Consider the following 17,305-nt stretch of genomic DNA (forward strand, 5'->3'; position numbering starts at 1 on the left):
CACCGACCACCGACCACCGACCACCGACCACCGACCACTGTCCGCCGACCACCCAGTGAGTCGTCCCCAGCCCAACCCACGAACCCGACCGACGACCGACCCGCCTGCCACCCCCGCCGCCCGACCAGTAAGCCGCCACCCACCCACGACGTGAGGATGATCCCCATGAACGGACTGTGCACCGGACGCGTCGCCGTCGTCACCGGCGCCGGCCGCGGACTCGGCCGCGCGCACGCGCTCGCCCTCGCGGCGGAAGGCGCCGCGGTCGTCGTCAACGACCTCGGGGTCGGCGTCGACGGGACCGGAAGCGGTGCCGGGCCCGCGCAGCAGGTCGTCGAGGAGATCCGGGCACGCGGAGGACGGGCGGTCGCGCACGGCGGTGACATCGCGACGACCGAGGGCGCCGCGTCGCTCGTCCGCATGGCCCTGGAGTCGTACGGCCGGCTGGACGCCCTGGTCAACAACGCCGGGTTCCTGCGCGACCGGATGCTGGTCAACCTCGACGAGGACGACTGGGACGCCGTCATGCGCGTCCATCTCAAGGGCCACTTCCTGCCGTTGAAGCATGCCGCCGCGCACTGGCGCGGGGAGGCGAAGGCCGGGCGGACTCCGACCGCGCGGGTGGTCAACACCAGTAGCGGGGCCGGCCTGCTGGGCTCGGTCGGACAGGGGAACTACAGCGCGGCCAAGGCCGGAATCGTCGGGTTGACGCTGGTCGCGGCCGCCGAACTGGCCCGCTACGGCGTCCAGGTCAACGCCGTCGCCCCGGCCGCCCGCACCCGGATGACCGAGGCGACCTTCGCCGAGACCATGGCCGCCCCAGGCGATGGCGGCTTCGACGCCATGGCCCCGGAGAACGTCTCCCCGCTGGTCGTCTGGCTTGCCTCCCCCGCGTCCGCCGGGGTGACCGGACGGGTCTTCGAGGCCGAGGGCGGCCGGATCACCGTGATGGAGGGCTGGCGCCCCGGACCCACGGTCGACAAGGGAGCCCGCTGGACCCCGGCGCAGGCGGGCGAGACGGCGCTCCAACTGCTGGCCGAGGCGGAGGTGCCGCGGCCGGTGTACGGGGCCGGCTAGGCCCACCCCTTCGCCGACGCGGCGGTGCGGTGGGCCACGATGCCCGGCGGTGCGGGCTAGCGTGCGGGTATGACCTCCGGCACCGCCCCTCACTCCCCCGGCGAGCGACTCCTCGGCGTCAACGGTGTCGAGTTGTGCGTCGAGACCTTCGGAGACCCCTCGGCACCGGCGATCGTGCTGGTCGCCGGGGCGTGCGCCTCGATGCTGTGGTGGGACGCCGAACTGTGCGAACGGATCGCCGCCGGTGGCCGGTTCGTGGTGCGCTACGACCACCGGGACACCGGCCGCTCGACCTGCTGCCCGCCGGGGCGGCCGACGTACACCTACGGCGACCTGGCCCAGGACGTGCTGGGGATCCTGGACGCCCTCGGCATCGAGCGCGCCCATCTGGTCTGTCAGTCGATGTTCGGCGGGATCGGTCTGCTCCTCGGGGTGGACCGGCCCGAGCGGGTCGCGTCGCTGACGTTCGTCTCGACGTCGACCGGCGCCGCAGATCTGCCGCCGCCGGCCGCCGACCTGGCCATGCCGCCCGCACCGGATGCCGCCGACCCTGCCGCGGTCGTCGCGTACGTGGTCGCCGGGGCGAGGGCGTGCGCCGGCGGCTCGCCGTACTTCGACGAGGCCGCGATCCGGGCGCTGGCCGAGCGGGACGTGGCACGTGCCAGGAACTACGCGTCCACGCTGGTGAACCACTACGCCATCGGGTTCGACGAGCCGTCCCGGGGCGGCTTCGGCGACATCACGGCCCCCACGCTCGTGGTGCACGGCGACCTCGACCCGCTGCTGCCCCCGGCGCACGGCGAGGCGTTGCGCGACGCGGTCCCCGGTGCGGAGCTGCTCGTCCTGGAAGGGGCGGGGCACGACGTGCCGAGGGCGGTGTGGGACGCCTTCGTCCCGGCCCTGGTGCGGCACACGGCGGGAGACGGGTCGTAACTCCAGTGACTCCAGTGACTCCAGATGGACGCGCAAAGCCCCGTGGGCCGGAATCCATTGATGGATTCCGGCCCACGGGGCAGTGGTCGATTTATCGACCTGTAGGTACCGACGAGACGTCAGGCGTGCCGGTGGGAGCGTCCTCGGTTACCGGTGAAGACACGGTAGAGGGCGAGCAGGATGAGGGAGCCGACTATCGCGGCGACCCAGGTGGAGATCTCGAAGAACCCGTCGACCGAGTCGACGCCGAAGATCACCTTGCCCAGCCACCCGCCGAGCAGGGCACCCACGATCCCGATGAGCATGGTGATGATGACACCGCCGGGGTCCTTGCCCGGCATGATGGCCTTGGCGATCGCTCCGGCGAGCAGGCCGATGATGATCCACGCGAGGATTCCCATGGTGTCTGTCCCTCTTCCTTCATGAGATAAGGACTGCGTCAGCACATCGTGTTTACCGTCCGCGCGCATACAAACGTTTCCTATGAAATCCGTTTCGCCGACAGGTCGCGCGCAGGCCGGGCCCGAGCGGTTCACATGCGTGTTCGAGCGACTCGAAGGGCGCGATCTGGGAACCGGGAGAGAAGCCCGGGCGCGTGAGCCCGGTTCGCCGACCGGAGGAGAGGCCACGATGGCACCCGCACACGACTCGCGGCCGCACGTCGAGGAGACCGTCGAGGTCGCCGTTCCGGTGCGTACGGCGTACAACCAGTGGACGCAGTTCAAGACCTTCCCCCGGTTCTCGACCGTCGTGCACGACGTCGAACAGGTCAGGCCCACCGTGACCGTGTGGACCCTCGGCTACGGCCCGATGCGCCACCGTTTCGCGGTGGAGATCGTGGAGCAGGACCCCGACACGTGCCTGATCTGGCGCGGTCTTGACCAGCACCCCTCCCATCAGGGCGAGGTGCAGTTCAGGCCGACGCGGTCGGGCGGCACGGCGGTCACCGTCCGGATCCGTCTGGAGCCGCGCGGGGTCGCGAAGCTGCTCCTGGGCTCGTCCAAGGGCGCGCAGGTGGTCGCCCGGCCGGTGCGCCGCGAGCTCCTGAGCTTCAAGGACTACATCGAGGGGGTCGGGCAGGAGGGCGGCGCGTGGCGCGGCACGATCCGCAACGGCCGCGTCCAGCACGACCACCCGGAACCGCCGAGGAGCCGGGTGGCCCGGTGGCCCGTCGGCTGACCCGCGTTTCCGACCAGCGTTCCGGACCTGCGTTCCAGGCCCGCGCTCCGGACCCGCAGAAGAGCAGAAGAGAGGCGAACCGATGCAGAACCCGTCAGGTCAGGAGCCGGAGGACACCCTCTCGGTGACACCGCCGAAGAAGTGGGCGGCGGGGGTTCCCGCAGTCGTGCACGCGCTGGAGTACTCGCTGGAGCAGACCTCACCGCGCAGGACCGGGGTCGACCTGCTGACGATGAACCAGGTGGGCGGGATCGACTGCCCCGGCTGCGCCTGGGCGGATCCGAAGCCGGGGAACCGGCATCGCAACGAGTACTGCGAGAACGGCGCCAAGCACATCAACGACGAGGCCACGACCCGCCGGATCACCGCCGACTTCTTCCGCGAGCACAGCGTGTCCGAGCTCGCCGCGCGCTCCGACATGTGGCTCAACCAGCAGGGCCGGCTCACCGAGCCGATGATCAAGCGGCCGGGCTCCGACCACTACGAGCCCATCGCCTGGCAGGACGCCCTGGGCGTGCTGGCCGGCGAGCTGACCTCGCTGGACTCCCCCGACGAGGCGGTCTTCTACACCTCGGGCCGGGCGAGCAACGAGGCCGCCTTCGTGCTCCAGCTCTTCGCCCGCGCCTTCGGCACCAACAACCTGCCCGACTGCAGCAACATGTGCCACGAGTCGAGCGGCTTCGCCCTGAGCGAGACGCTGGGCACCGGCAAGGGCACCGTCAGCCTCGACGACCTCCACCACGCCGAACTGATCTTCCTGGTGGGGCAGAACCCGGGCAGCAACCATCCGCGCCAGCTCTCCGCGCTGGAGGAGGCCAAGCGGAACGGCGCCCGCATCGTGGCGGTCAACCCGCTGCCCGAGGCGGGGCTGCGGCGCTTCAAGAACCCGCAGAAACCGCGCGGTGTCGTCGGCCGCGGCACCCAGATCGCCGACCGCTTCCTGCACATCAAGCCCGGCGGCGACCTCGCCCTGTTCCAGGCCCTGAACCTGCTGCTGCTGGAGGCCGAGGACGCCCGGCCCGGCACCGTGCTGGACCACGACTTCATCGACGCCCACACCAGCGGATTCGACGAGTTCGTGGAGCACGCCCGCAGCGTCGACTGGGACGAGGTGCGGACGGCGACCGGACTGACCCGCGAGGAGATCGAGAAGGTCCGCGACGAGGTCCTGCGCAGCGAACGGGTCGTCGTCTGCTGGGCGATGGGCATCACCCAGCACAAGCACGGCGTGCCCACGATCCGGGAGATCGTCAACTTCCTTCTGCTGCGCGGTAATCTGGGGCGGGCCGGTACCGGCGCCTGCCCGGTGCGCGGGCACAGCAACGTGCAGGGCGACCGCACCATGGGCATCTGGGAGCAGATGCCGGACGCGTTCCTCGACGCTCTCCAGAAGGAGTTCGGCTTCGACCCGCCGCGCCCGCACGGCCTCGACTCGGTGAACTCGATCAAGGCGATGCGCGAGGGCCGCGTGAAGGTGTTCCTGGCCCTCGCCGGCAACTTCGTGCGAGCGGCTCCCGACAGCGAGGTCACCGAGGAGGCGATGCGCTCGTGCCGGCTGACCGCCCACATCTCCACCAAGCTCAACCGTTCGCACACCGTGTGCGGGGACACCGCGCTGATCCTGCCGACCCTCGGCCGCACCGAGCGTGACGTCCAGGCCGACGGCGAGCAGTTCGTCACCGTGGAGAACTCCATGAGCGAGGTGCACACCTCCCAGGGCCGCCTGGAACCGGCGTCCCGGCTGCTGCTCAGCGAGGTCGCCATCCTGTGCCGGCTGGCCCGCCGCACCCTCGACGGCAAGGCGGACATCCCCTGGGACCGGTTCGAGGCGGACTACGGCACGATCCGCGACCGTATCGCGCGCATCGTGCCGGGATTCCACGACTTCAACGCGCGGGTGACCCGCCCCGGCGGCTTCCAGCTGCCCAACCCGGTCAACGAGGGGGTGTTCGACACCGCGTCCGGCAAGGCCATGTTCAGCTGCAACGAACGGGTGGTCCCCCGGGCCCCCGAGGGCCATCTGCTGCTCCAGACGCTGCGCTCGCACGACCAGTGGAACACCGTTCCCTACACGCTGAACGACCGCTACCGGGGCATCCACGGCAGCCGGCACGTCGTCATGGTCAACTCGGCCGACCTCTCCCGACTGGGGCTGGCGCAGGGCGACCACGTGGATCTCGTCAGTGTCGCGGCGGACGGCACCGAGCGCCGGGCCGCGGACTTCTCGATCGTGTCCTACCCGACGGCACCGGGCTCCGCCGCGGCCTACTACCCCGAGACCAACGTCCTGGTCCCGCTGGACAGCGTCGCCGACATCAGCAACCAGCCCGCCTCGAAGGGCATCGTGGTCCGCCTCGAACCGTCCGGCGCCTGACCCTCAGGACGGCAGGTGGATGGTGGCGGCGGCCGGGGTGTACCGGCTGCCGCCGGTCGTGATCGGTCCGGGGCGGTTCGGGCAGTTCCCGTGCGCGTTGCAGTCCGGCGGTCGGCCGAACCACCCATGCCCCGCCACCACGACCTGGCGGAGCCGGTGGCAGGTCCGACGAGGCCCGGCCGTCGGCGGCCGACGGGCCCACAGGGCCGCATTCCGAGACGTTCGGGAAAGCATTTCCGGCGTCGCGCGACATTGCCATCCGAACAGCAGGAGTGGACCCTGGATCCCGGGGTAGGCGCGGGTTTGTCGGCCGCCGGGGTGGGCGGCACCAAGGGTTTGATTCCGGGAGGGGAACGATCATGGCGGTGACGACAAGGACGGCGTCCGCACCGGGGACCACCGAGCTGCCCCAGCTGGCAGAGCCCTCCCAGGTGGCGCCCAAGGACGCGCGGCAGCTGTCGCGGCTGTTCTTCGAGCAGCTGGCCGTCCTGGAAGAAGGCACGCCGGAGTACCAGTACGCCCGCAACACGCTGATCGAGATGAACATGTCCCTGGTCCGCTTCGCGGCCGGCCGGTTCCGCAGCCGCGGTCCGGAGGAGATGGAGGACATCGTCCAGGTCGGCATGATCGGTCTGATCAAGGCGATCGACCGGTTCGAGCTGTCCCGCGAGGCGGAGTTCACCTCGTTCGCCATCCCCTACATAGTCGGCGAGATCAAGCGGTTCTTCCGCGACACCACCTGGGCCGTCCACGTGCCGCGCCGCCTCCAGGAGGCCCGCGTCCAGCTGGCCCGCGCCACCGAGGAACTCCGCAGCCGCCTCGGCCGCACCCCGACGGTGAAGGAACTGTCGGAACTGATGAGCCTGCCCGAGGACGAGGTCATCGAGGCGCGCATCGCCGCCAACGGCTACAACTCCGCCTCCCTGGACGCCACCATCAGCGGCAGCCAGGACGGCGAGTCGGTCCTCCAGGACTTCATCGGCGCCGACGACACCGCCCTGGAACTGGTGGAGGACTTCCACGCGCTGGCTCCCCTCATCGCCGGCCTCACGGAACGCGAGCGGCTGATCATCCACATGCGGTTCGTGGAGGAGCTCACCCAGTCGGAGATGGGCGAGCGCCTCGGCATCTCCCAGATGCACGTCTCGCGGTTGCTCTCGCGCACGCTGACCCGGCTGCGCCAGGGGATGCTCCCCACCCACTGACCCGGTCGGCGCACCTGCTGACCACGGCCGTCGGCTGTGCGATGCTCGACGCGTGACGTCACGGGAACAGCTGCCCCCGCGAGGAGCGGCGTCCGACTCCCCGGCGCTGGCGAAAGTGGTCGCACGCCAGCGGGCCGAGATCGTCGATCTTCAGCGGGTCGCGGCCCTGCTTCCGGTGCTGGAGCGGGCCAAGGGCGCCGTGATGGTGCAGGAGGGGTGCTCCGCGCAGGAGGCCTACGAACTGCTCCTCGACCGGTCCGCCGAGGCCGGCCGCACCCTCGTGGAGGAGTGCTGGCTGACGCTGGGGGCCATCCGTCCGGTCCGTCGGCGGCGCGGGCGGCGCCGTCAGCGACCGGAGACCGACACCGCTGGTTCGGTGTTCGACTCGGCCCAGTACCTGGTACCCGCCGAGCCGTCCCCCTGCCCCGCCCCGACGGGCGCGCCCCGCGACACCGCGCCGCTGCTGGGCAGGCTAGGGCTGAGCCTGGCGAACGTGCGGGACCGGCACGAGCTGGCCCGCTGTCTGCTGGAACACCTCTCGGACGGCGTCGAGGCCGGTGCCGTACTGATCTATCTGGCCTCCGGCGACACTGTGCGGCTGGCCGGGCACGCCGGCATCGACGGGGTGGACGCCGTGCGCTGGCAGCGACTGGCCGTCGCCGGGGACGGGACCGCCGTACGCGATCCGTGGCCCGCGCGGGAACCGCTGTGGTCGGAGGGGCCCGAGCCGCACGAGGCGTTCCTGGTGCCCGAGGACACCGTGCGCCGGTGGCCGTCACGGGCCTGGCTGCCGGTGGACATGGGCGGTGAGACCGAGGAGATCGTCGCCGTGCTGCGCGGCACCGACCGCCCCTTCACGGTTGCCGAACGCGAACTGCTCGTGGCCGCGGTGCAGTTGTGCGCGGGGCGGCTGACGACCCTCGACTCGGAGGTCTCCCGCCGCAAGCCGTCCGTCGACAGCGTGCAGCAGATCTTCGACGTACTGCCGGGGTCGGTGATCCTGCTCTCCCCGCTGTCCTCGGCCGACGGTGTGGTGGAGGACTTCCGCATCGAGGCCGCGGCACCCGAGTCGGTGGACGTCGCCGGCCGTACCGGACGGCAACTCGTCGGCCTGCGGGTGCTGGAGTGCTATCCGACCTTCGCCGGTACGGAGATGTGGAAGGGCTACCTGGACGTCCTGGCCACGGGCCGGCCGTTCGCGGGCGAGCCGTTCACCTACGAGGAGGTGGTGGCCGGCATCCCGCGGCACTCCAGTTTCTCCCTGCGGGTGGCCCGGCTCGGCGAGCACCTCGTCGTCTCCTGGGTCCGGCACGACATCACGGCACGGCAGGAGCAGCGCCTGGCCACCCTCCAGCGGCTGGGCAATCTGGGCTGGGCCGACTGGAACCTCATCAGCGACACCATCACCTGGTCCCCGCACGTGTTCACGATCTTCGACCGGGACCGGAGCCTCGGACCGCTGCGCCTGGAGGAACTGCCCGAGTGCGTCCTGCCCGAGGACCTGCCGGGGCTGACGGTGGCGGCGCAGCGGCTGCTGAGCGACGGCACCGCCATCGACCAGCCCTTCCGCATCACCACCAGGGCGGGAGTGCGGCATCTGCGGATCGTCGCCGAGGCCATCACCGACGCGGACGGCACCCCGCTGGAGGTCCACGGCTTCTTCCAGGACCTCTCCGGGCAGCGGGACGCGGAACTCGCCCTGCTCAGCAGCGAACGCGCCGTCTCCGCCCAGCGCGGACTGCTCCAGGCCGAACGCAGGATGGCGGCCCGGCTCCAGCAGGCGCTGCTGCCGCTGCCCACGGGTCCCGTCATGCTCGCCGGGCTGTGGACGAACGCGTTCTATCATCCGGCCGAGCGGGGCATCAGCGTCGGCGGCGACTGGTACAGCGCCATCGAACTGCCCGACGGGGACGCCCTGTTCGTCATCGGGGACGTCATGGGGCACGGCATCAACGCCGTCGCGACGATGGCCCAGCTCCGCTTCACGGCCAAGGGCATGATCATCACCGGGTCGAGTCTGACGGACGCGCTCACCCGGCTCAACGCTCTCCTGATGCACCTGCACTCCCCGGGCGACCGGCACACCACCGCGACGATGGTCGTGGCCCGCTACCGTCCCGCCGACCGCACCCTCACCTGGGCGCAGGCCGGCCATCTGCCGCCGCTGCTGGTGCGGGACGGCGAGGCCCGGATCGTCGAGCGGCCCGCCGGGATCCTCCTCGGCGCCACCACCACCCCGGTGTTCGAGGAAGCCACCCTGCGGCTGGAGGAGGACGACCAGCTGCTGCTGTTCACCGACGGCCTGATCGAGCACCCCGGGCAGGACCTGACCGCGGGCCTGAGCGCCCTGGCCACGACAGCCGCGGCGGTCCTGGACACCTCCCGCCCGGACAGCCTCACCACCCTGCACATGTCGCTGGCCCACGCCGACCACCCCGACGACGTGTGCGCCCTCCACATCAGCCTGCCGCGGACCCCGTAGAGCGGGACCAGGTGGGCGAGAGCCGCAGGCGTGGTCGAAGTGACTTAAGTGAGTGAATCGCTGACTGTGCGCATCGACTGGGTTAACCTCGTCCCTCACGGGGGCCGAACAGGCGTGCATCGAATGTGACTTCGGGGGATTTCTTGTCGGGACAGCGGCCCGTGCCGACGGACGACTCGGCGGCGGCGCTGAGGCGGACCGGCGCCTCACCCTTGCGGCCCACCGACCCACCGCGGGTCGGTCCGTACGTGCCCGTGGCCCTGCTGGGCAGCGGGGGCATGGGACGGGTCTACCTCGCGCGTCCCGCGGACGACAGTCCCGGTCTGGTCGCGGTGAAGGTGATCAGACCGGAGTACGCGGAGGACCCCCGGTTCCGGCGCCGGTTCGAGCGCGAGGCGGCCGTGCACGCCCGGCTGCGCACACCGCACGCGCCCCGTCTGTGCGGCACGGGCTTCGAGGACGAACTGCTGTGGATGGCCACGGAGTACCTTCCCGGCTTCGACCTCTCGGAGGCCGTGCAGGAGGCCGGAGCGCTGGCGCCGGCCGCGGTGTGGCGGCTGGTGGCGGAGCTGGGACAGGCACTCGCGGCCCTCGGTGCCGAGGAGATCGTGCACCGGGACCTCAAGCCCTCCAACGTGCTCCTGACCGTCCGGGGCGCCCATGTGATCGACTTCGGCATCTCCAAGGCCGTGGACGCGAGCGCCATCACCGGTACGGGCAACCGGGTGGGGACCCCGGCCTACATGTCTCCCGAACACTTACGGGAAGGCCTGTCGGACGGGGCGTCCGACCTGTTCTCCCTCGGCGGGACCCTGGTGTACGCGGCGGCCGGACGCGCCCCGTTCGGCGACGGCACCGGTGTCGACGTCATGCACCGGGTCGCGTTCGAGGAGCCGAACCCCGAGGTGATCGGTGAGATCGCGGCCGTGGACCCGGAGCTCGGCGCGCTGCTGACCGCCTGCCTGGCCAAGGAGCCCGCGCAGCGGCCCACTCCGCGGGATCTGATCGAGACCGCCCGGGCGCGCGCCCTGCCGTCCGTGTGGCCGGAGCCGCTGGGCGAGGAGGTGGCGGCCCGGCAGCAGGCGTACGAGACCTTGCATCGGATGCCGGTCGCGAGCATGGTCCGGCTTCGGGGTCGGGAGAGCATGCCACCGCGGCCGCTCCGGCCCGTCCCTGAGCCCGTCCTGCCGGGTCCGTCAGCCCCGTCCGCCCCGGAGCCCGTGGTGCCCCTTCCGGCGGCGTCGGCGGAACAGCCGCCCGCATCGGTGGCGGAGCCGGCCGAACGGCCCTCCGGTGCCGTAGGGGTCGTCGCCCGGCTCCGGGAGAGGCCCTGGCGGGTCGTGGCCGCGGCTCTCGCGATCTGCGTGGTGGCCGGGCTGGCCGTCCTGCTCACCCTTCCCGACGGTCCGGGCGGTGGCTCCGCCCAGGAGACCGACGGTGTCCGGGCCATCGGCGGCGCGCCCCGCAACGCCTCGGCCCGTCCCGGATCCGTGACCTCCGGCGGACAGTCCCGACCTGACCTGGACGGCTCTCTGAACGAGGAGGCGACCGAGGGCGGAAAGCCCGACGCGGACGCCGACCCCGACCCGGAGCGGTCCGTGGCCTCGAGTCCGGCCGACGGCCAGAGCGACGAGGCCTCCGCGCCCGCTGACGCACCGGACGCCTCCTCCTCGCCCACGCCGTCCGACGACAGCACCACCACGGGTCCGGGCACCGCGCCCTGGCTCTCCGAGTGCACCTACTACAACGGCAACGGCCGTACCCGCCTCGGCGACAGCGGCAAACGGGTGCGGCAGGTGCAGTGCATGCTGACCGAGCGCGGCTACGCCGTGGGCGGCGGCGGTGTCGACGGTGAGTTCGGGACCGGTACCGAGTCCGCCGTCGAGGCCTTCCAGAGCGACCGGGGTCTGAGCCCGGACGGCGTCGTCGCCCACGACACCTGGAGCGCGCTGCGCAGCGCGGAGTGACCTCGTCGCCGTACGACTGTCCCCTGCTCCGATCGGCTCAGAGGCGGCGCGCCTCGGTGCCACGGACGGCCGCACGGGGAACATCGGTCGGACGGCGGCGCCGGACGGGCCGCCGGGTACCCCCCGCTGCGTGAAGAGGTCCGGACATGAAACCGTACGACGGCACTCACCTCGGTCGTCCTCAGACGTCGCGACACCGCCCGTGCCGCCGGCGGCCACCGGGCGGTCCCCACCCGCCGCACCGCCGCGCGCCGGAGGCGATCTGATGGCGGCGTCGGCGGAGGACCAGGGAGGTGGCGGCCGCTACGGCGAGGACGTCTTCCGGCCCGAACAGGAGGGCGAGGACGAGCGCATCGACTACGGCGCGCTGGCCTACGACGAGATCACCATGGCGCGACTGCGGGCCCTCGGGGCCGGTCCGGGGTGGCGCTGTCTGGACGTGGGGGCCGGCACGGGCACCGTGTCCCGCCGGCTGCTCGAAGAGGCCGGCGTCGACAGCGTGCTGGCCGTGGACCGTGACGTGCGCTTCCTCGCGCGGCGCCCCGTGCCAGGTCTGGAGGTCCAGGAGAGCGACATCACCGCGCCGGGGTTCGTCACCGGCCGGTTCCGGCTCGTCCACGCCCGCTTCGTGCTGATGCACCTGCCCGAACGGGAACGGGTCGTCGCGAACCTGGCCGAACTCGTCGCGCCCGGTGGTGTACTGGTGCTGAGCGACGCGGTGGACCTGACGAACGAGCGGACCCCGGACACGCCGTACACCGAGGTGATGCGGGCGATGTGGCTCGGGCTGCGCGCCGGCATCGGCACCGACGTCTCCTGGGTGCCCTCCTGTCCCCAACTGCTGCGCGGGGCGGGGCTGGTGCGCGCCGCGGCCGAGCTGTACGTGCCCCCGCTGACACCCGGCAGCCCCATCAGCCGCTTCTGGGCGGACACCTGGGAACGCAGCCGGGAGGCGATGCTCGCCACCGGCACGGTCGACGACGACACCATCGACGCGGCGCTCCTCTACCTGGACTCCGACGAATGTGCGGCCCTGTCGGCCGGCATGCTCACTGCCTGGGGCTGGAAACCCGGCCCCGCGGAGTGACAGCGCGGGGCTGCGGCGCACTGCGGGGGCTCAGGCCGCGGTGCGCCGCATGCACACCAGGCGGTCCCGTGCGTCCCATGACTCGGTGACGGTGAAGCCGAAGCGTTCGTAGAGCGCGATCGCCCCGGTGCGCCACTGCCAGACCGACAACCGCACGGTGTCGACGCCGTGTTCCGTGGTGTGCGCGAGGGCCGCTTCGAGGAGTCCGGACGCGATGCCGCGGCCGCGGAACGCGGGGTCCGTCCAGAGCCTCTTGATCTCCGACTGCCCGTCGGCCGGGGCGGTCACGACCAGACAGCCCACAGCGGCGTCCCCGAGGCGGGCCACCAGGACGACATCGTCCGCGAACGCGGTCCACGGGTCGGAGATCTCGGCCCGGTAGCGGTCGGGGAGGTCGTCCACGTCGGCGACGGCTTCCCCCTTCTCGGCCTGCGTCCGCAGGTGGTAGGCCGCCAGCAGCGCGGCCAGGCCGTCGTCGGCCGCGATGGTCCGCTCCGACGGGCGGACGGTGACAAGGGGCTGCTGATCGGTCATGGCGTCAGGATCACATGCCGAAGGTCAGGTTCCGCACTCCCGGGGGTCCCGTCTCCCTACCCCCGCTAGTGCGTCGGAGCGACTCGGGCGGCGCCGAACGGGTGGACTCGCCCGGGGCCGACCGGGCGCGGGCGGCGTGGCCGGGGCAGCGATGGTGACGAACCGCTCCCCGGGGCAGCAGCCCAGAACCGGAAGAGGCACCGAGACGTGAGACGTCGTACCCCCGCCTGTCGTTTCCCCGCACGCCGGGCCCCCGCCCGCCGCCTCTGCGCCGCGGCGCTGCTCGTGGCGTCCGTGATGTCTCCGATGGCGGCGACCCCCGCCACCGCCGTGCAGGCGAAGCCTCCGCACCGGTACGTGGACGACGACTGCCCGCCGCGGCAACTCGACCGCGCGCTGGCCGCACGGCTGGACAAGGCGATCGAGAAGGTCCGCCGGCAGGCCGGGATTCCCGGGGTCGTCGCGGGACTGTGGATGCCGGGCGAGGGCAGTTACGTCCGCGCGACGGGCGTCGCGAACAAGGCCACCGGCGCACCCATGAGGACCGACGTGTTCGTCCGCATCGGCAGCGAGACCAAGACCTTCACGGTCACCGCGCTGCTCGAACTCGTCGACGACGGCCGGATCGGGCTCGACGACCCGATCTCGGACTACGTCCACGGGGTGCCCGACGGGAAGCACATCACGCTGCGCCACCTCGCCGAGATGCGCAGCGGTCTCTTCCCGTACACCGATGACGCGGACTTCCAGCACGATCTGCTGAGCGACCCGAAGCGCTCGTTCACCCCGCGGCAGGTGCTGGCGTACGGCTTCAAGCACCGGAACACCTTCGCGCCGGGCACGCAGTTCCAGTACTCCAACACCAACCTCGTGCTGCTCGGGCTGGTGGTCGAGCGGGTCAGCGGGCGCACGCTCGCCGACTTCCTCGAGAGGCGGGTGCTGCGCCCGGCGCGGCTGCCCCACACGCTGCTGCCCGAGACCTTCAAGTTCCCTCGGCCGCACCCGCACGGCTACACCAACCAGACGCTGAGCGGTGAGGTCGCCGACAGCACGAACTGGAACCCGAGCTGGGCCTGGGCCGCCGGGGCGATGATCTCCGACCTGAACGACCTGCACCGCTGGGCGAAGATCGTCGCCACCGGCACGCTGCTTCGGCCGAAGACCCAGGCCGAGAGGCTGAAGATGCTGCCCACCGGGCACCCGGGCCTGCGCTACGGCCTCGGCATCTTCGAGAGCGGCGGCTGGATCGGGCACAACGGCTCCATCCCCGGCTACGAGACCGTGACCGTGTACCTGCCCTCGCGGCAGGCCACCCTGGTGCTGATGATCAACACGGACATCCTGTACCAGGGCCAGGAACCGTCGTCACTGCTCGCGCGGGCGATCACTGAGATCGTGACACCGGACCACGTCTACGACCGGCCAGCGCCTCTCCAGTAGCGGGCGGTGCGGTATCGGGCCGGCGCCCCGGCGGGAACTACTCGCGGAGCCCCGGCCCGGCCGCCGTCGGCGCCGTACGGCGGTCCACCACGGCCCGGACGACCGCGGCCACGCCCGCGCGGTCCGTGGGCCGGGCGTCGACGGAGTTGTGGATGGAGAAACCCTCCACGAGCGCGTCCAGGGCCCGGGCCGTGAGCGGGTCGAAGTGCCGGGCCAGGGAGTCCCGGCTGGCCTGCATCCAGGAGCGCATGACCGTCCGCAGCTCGGGGTGGCGGGTGGCGAAGGCGTACAGCTCGTAGCTGAGCAGCAGATTGCGGTCGGTGCCCCAGACCTTGCCGCAGATGATCTCGACGACGGCCTCCTGCGCCTCCTCGGGAGTGCGCGCCGCCGTCAGCAGGGCGCCGTAGCGCGAGGAGACGGACTCGGCAAGGCGGGTGAAGGCCTCGGTCAGCAGGTGCTGCATGTCGTCGAAGTAGTAGGTGAGCGATCCGAGCGGCACCCCCGCGGCGGCCGCGATCCTGCGGTAGGTCACCTTGATGGCGCCGTGCTCGGCGATGACGTCAAGGGCGGCGTCGAGGATGCGCTCGCGGCGCAGTGGGTCGTTGGGGCCGCGGTTGCTGCCGGTCATCTGGTGGTCCGCCCTCTCTTCTCCCGCGCCCGGAGGTTATGTACATTTGTGCATACCCGATGTGCGCGGGACCCGTCACCTGCCCGCCATTCTTCCGAACCCCGCGGAGCCCTCTCTTGACAGCCCCCGCCGTGCGCCGGCGCCGACAGGCCCTGTACCTCTTCTTCTTCCTCCCGGGCATCGCCCTGTCCTCCTGGGTCACGCGCACACCGGACGTGCGGGACCGACTGGGCGCGTCCACCGGGCAGATGGGGCTGATCCTGTTCGGTCTGTCCGTGGGATCCATGCTGGGCATCCTGTGTTCCGGCCGGCTCGTGGCGCGCCTCGGCACCCGGCCCGTGATCCTCCTGGGCACCGGCCTGATCGTCGCGGCCACGGGTGTCATCGGGGCGGGCAGCGCCGCCGCGTCGGCTCCCCTGGTCACGACCGGCCTCTTCCTGTTCGGCGCGGGCATCGGGGCGGGCGAGGTCGCCATCAACGTGGACGGCGCCGACGTGGAACGGATCACCGGACGGCCCGTGCTGCCGACTCTGCACGGCTGCTTCAGTCTGGGCACGGTGATCGGCGCCCTTGCCGGAATGACGGCGACGGCGGCAGAGGTTCCCGTCCCCTGGCACCTCGGCGTGGTCGCCCTGGTCGCCACGGGGATGCTGCTCCATGCCTCACGGGCGCTGGTGGGGGGCGTCGGCGTGAGCACCGGGACCCGCACGGCCGAGCCGGTCAAGGGCGCGGCAGCGCAGGTCTGGAAGGACCGGAAGCTGCTCCTCATCGGCGCGATCGTGCTCGCCATGGCTCTGGCCGAAGGGGCGGCCAACGACTGGCTGCCGCTGCTCATGGTGGACGGCCACGGCCTGGACGCCACCGCCGGATCGCTCGTCTACGTCGGTTTCGCCGCCGCGATGACCCTGGGCCGCTTCTGCGGCACGTACTTCCTCGTCCGCTTCGGGCGGGCCGCGGTCGTCCGGGCGAGTGCCGTCTCCGGTGCCGTCGGCCTGGTCCTCGTGATCTTCTCCGACAACGTCGTCATAGCGGCGGCCTCGGTGCTGTTCTGGGGGCTCGGGGCCTCCCTCGGCTTCCCGGTGGCGCTGTCGGCGGCCGGCGACTCGGGCCCCGAACAGACCGCGCGGGTCTCGCTCGTCGCCATCATCGGTTACGTCGCCTTCCTCGTCGGACCGCCGGCGCTCGGGTTCCTGGGCGACCACTACGGGCTGCGCTCGGCGATGATCGTGGTCCTGGTGTTCGTCGCCTCCGCGATCCTCATCGCCCCGGCCGCCGACACCCGCGACCGCGCCTCCGTACCGGTCGACGCCTGATCCTGCTCCCCCCGGGTGCGGCCGCGGGACGTCGGTTCTGCGGCGTTGTCAGTGGTGGCAGGCAGGATGAGGCCATGACCACACCAGCTGCTCAGATCGTGGATGACGCCGCCTACGCGCAGGCCGTCGAGGACGTCGTGGCCGCCGCCGCGGCCTACTACACGGACGGCGCCTCCCCGCTCGACGACGACGCCTACGACCGGCTGGTGCGCGGTATCGCCGCGTGGGAGGCCGCCCACCCCGACCAGGTGCTGCCGCACTCCCCCACGGGCAAGGTCGCCGGCGGCGCCGTCGAGGGCGATGTGCCGCACACCGTGCCGATGCTGAGCCTGGACAATGTGTTCTCGCCCGAGCAGTTCACCGCCTGGACGGCTTCGCTGGCCCGGCGGATCGGGCACGAGGTGGAGCGGTTCAGCGTGGAGGCCAAGCTCGACGGGCTCGCCGTCGCGGCCCGCTACACCGAGGGGCGGCTGACCCGGCTGATCACGCGCGGCGACGGGATCGCCGGGGAGGACGTCTCGCACGCGCTCGGCACCCTCGAAGGGCTGCCGGAGAAGCTGGAGCAGCCGCTGACCGTGGAGGTCCGCGGCGAAGTCCTCATGACGACGGCGCAGTTCGAGCACGCCAACGAGGTGCGCACCGCGCACGGAGGACAGCCGTTCGCCAACCCGCGCGGGGCGTCCGCCGGCACCCTGCGGGCCAAGGACCGCGCCTACACGGTGCCGATGACGTTCTTCGGCTACGGCCTGCTGCCCCTGCCCGACACCGACGCCGAACTGACGGAGCGGCTGGACGGGCTGGCCCACAGCGAGCTGATGGCACTGGCCGCCCGGCTGGGCGTGCACACCACCGGGGCGACCGCGGTGCCCACGGTCACGGCCTCGACGGCGGAGGAGGTCCTGGAGCGGGTGCGGGAGATCGCGGGGCTGCGGGCGGAGCTGCCCTTCGGGATCGACGGCATCGTCGTCAAGGCCGACCTGGCCGCCGACCAGCGGGCCGCCGGTTCCGGGTCGCGCGCGCCACGCTGGGCCATCGCCTACAAGCTCCCGGTTCTGCCGCAAATTCAGAGCTGATGGGCTTCGTCGC

The 17,305-nt window shown here is 71.9% G+C and carries 13 protein-coding genes and 1 pseudogene; 11 read left to right on the top strand and 3 right to left on the bottom strand.

Annotation, left to right across the window (positions count from 1 at the left end; translation table 11 throughout):
* The first annotated feature begins 165 nt into the window (after positions 1 to 165).
* Both AQJ54_RS40560 and AQJ54_RS40565 read left to right on the top strand, forming a co-directional pair.
* A complete protein-coding gene (locus AQJ54_RS40560; RefSeq protein ID WP_062246358.1) occupies positions 166 to 1,077 on the top strand; it encodes an SDR family oxidoreductase in 912 nt (303 codons plus the stop codon).
* Positions 1,078 to 1,146: 69 nt separating this feature from the next.
* Positions 1,147 to 2,010, top strand: coding sequence for an alpha/beta fold hydrolase (locus tag AQJ54_RS40565; protein ID WP_062246360.1), 864 nt, complete (start codon positions 1,147 to 1,149; stop codon positions 2,008 to 2,010).
* A gap of 119 nt (positions 2,011 to 2,129) precedes the next feature.
* Here AQJ54_RS40565 and AQJ54_RS40570 read toward each other — a convergent pair whose 3' ends face one another.
* Entirely contained in the window at positions 2,130 to 2,411 is a 282-nt protein-coding gene (locus tag AQJ54_RS40570) for a GlsB/YeaQ/YmgE family stress response membrane protein (RefSeq protein ID WP_062030797.1), read from the bottom strand.
* Between the two features lie 229 nt (positions 2,412 to 2,640).
* On the opposite strand from AQJ54_RS40570, the gene AQJ54_RS40575 reads away from it, so the two are divergent.
* From AQJ54_RS40575 to AQJ54_RS40600, 6 genes are all read left to right on the top strand, one after another.
* Positions 2,641 to 3,189, top strand: coding sequence for an SRPBCC family protein (locus AQJ54_RS40575; protein ID WP_062246361.1), 549 nt, complete (start codon positions 2,641 to 2,643; stop codon positions 3,187 to 3,189).
* Positions 3,190 to 3,271: 82 nt separating this feature from the next.
* A complete protein-coding gene (locus AQJ54_RS40580) occupies positions 3,272 to 5,563 on the top strand; it encodes an FdhF/YdeP family oxidoreductase (protein WP_062246363.1) in 2,292 nt (763 codons plus the stop codon).
* A 359-nt stretch (positions 5,564 to 5,922) separates the two neighbouring features.
* Positions 5,923 to 6,768, top strand: coding sequence for an RNA polymerase sigma factor SigF (locus tag AQJ54_RS40585; protein WP_062246365.1), 846 nt, complete (start codon positions 5,923 to 5,925; stop codon positions 6,766 to 6,768).
* A gap of 52 nt (positions 6,769 to 6,820) precedes the next feature.
* On the top strand, positions 6,821 to 9,250 hold the full coding sequence (locus AQJ54_RS40590) for a SpoIIE family protein phosphatase (protein ID WP_248845568.1): 2,430 nt from the start codon (positions 6,821 to 6,823) through the stop codon (positions 9,248 to 9,250).
* A gap of 161 nt (positions 9,251 to 9,411) precedes the next feature.
* Complete coding sequence (locus AQJ54_RS40595; protein ID WP_062246367.1) at positions 9,412 to 11,217, top strand: serine/threonine-protein kinase; 1,806 nt, start codon at positions 9,412 to 9,414, stop codon at positions 11,215 to 11,217.
* A gap of 265 nt (positions 11,218 to 11,482) precedes the next feature.
* Positions 11,483 to 12,304 carry a class I SAM-dependent methyltransferase gene (locus tag AQJ54_RS40600; protein WP_062246368.1) on the top strand — a complete coding sequence of 274 codons (822 nt, stop codon included), beginning with the start codon at positions 11,483 to 11,485 and terminating at the stop codon, positions 12,302 to 12,304.
* 30 nt (positions 12,305 to 12,334) lie between these two features.
* On the opposite strand, the gene AQJ54_RS40605 is transcribed toward AQJ54_RS40600, so the two are convergent.
* Complete coding sequence (locus AQJ54_RS40605) at positions 12,335 to 12,838, bottom strand: GNAT family N-acetyltransferase (protein WP_062246370.1); 504 nt, start codon at positions 12,836 to 12,838, stop codon at positions 12,335 to 12,337.
* A gap of 297 nt (positions 12,839 to 13,135) precedes the next feature.
* On the opposite strand from AQJ54_RS40605, the gene AQJ54_RS40610 reads away from it, so the two are divergent.
* Positions 13,136 to 14,278, top strand: a complete 1,143-nt coding sequence (locus tag AQJ54_RS40610; protein ID WP_062246372.1) for a serine hydrolase domain-containing protein — start codon at positions 13,136 to 13,138, stop codon at positions 14,276 to 14,278.
* Positions 14,279 to 14,315: 37 nt separating this feature from the next.
* Here AQJ54_RS40610 and AQJ54_RS40615 read toward each other — a convergent pair whose 3' ends face one another.
* Positions 14,316 to 14,906, bottom strand: coding sequence for a TetR/AcrR family transcriptional regulator (locus AQJ54_RS40615; RefSeq protein WP_062030781.1), 591 nt, complete (start codon positions 14,904 to 14,906; stop codon positions 14,316 to 14,318).
* 116 nt (positions 14,907 to 15,022) lie between these two features.
* Between AQJ54_RS40615 and AQJ54_RS40620 the strand changes: the two genes are divergently transcribed.
* Positions 15,023 to 16,219, top strand: coding sequence for an MFS transporter (locus AQJ54_RS40620; protein ID WP_062246374.1), 1,197 nt, complete (start codon positions 15,023 to 15,025; stop codon positions 16,217 to 16,219).
* 74 nt (positions 16,220 to 16,293) lie between these two features.
* A pseudogene (locus AQJ54_RS40625) lies at positions 16,294 to 17,283 on the top strand (NAD-dependent DNA ligase LigA); the annotation flags it as partial.
* Between the last annotated feature and the right edge of the window lie 22 nt (positions 17,284 to 17,305).

This window comes from Streptomyces griseorubiginosus, from assembly GCF_001514195.1.
Classification (GTDB): Bacteria; Actinomycetota; Actinomycetes; order Streptomycetales; family Streptomycetaceae; genus Streptomyces; species Streptomyces griseorubiginosus.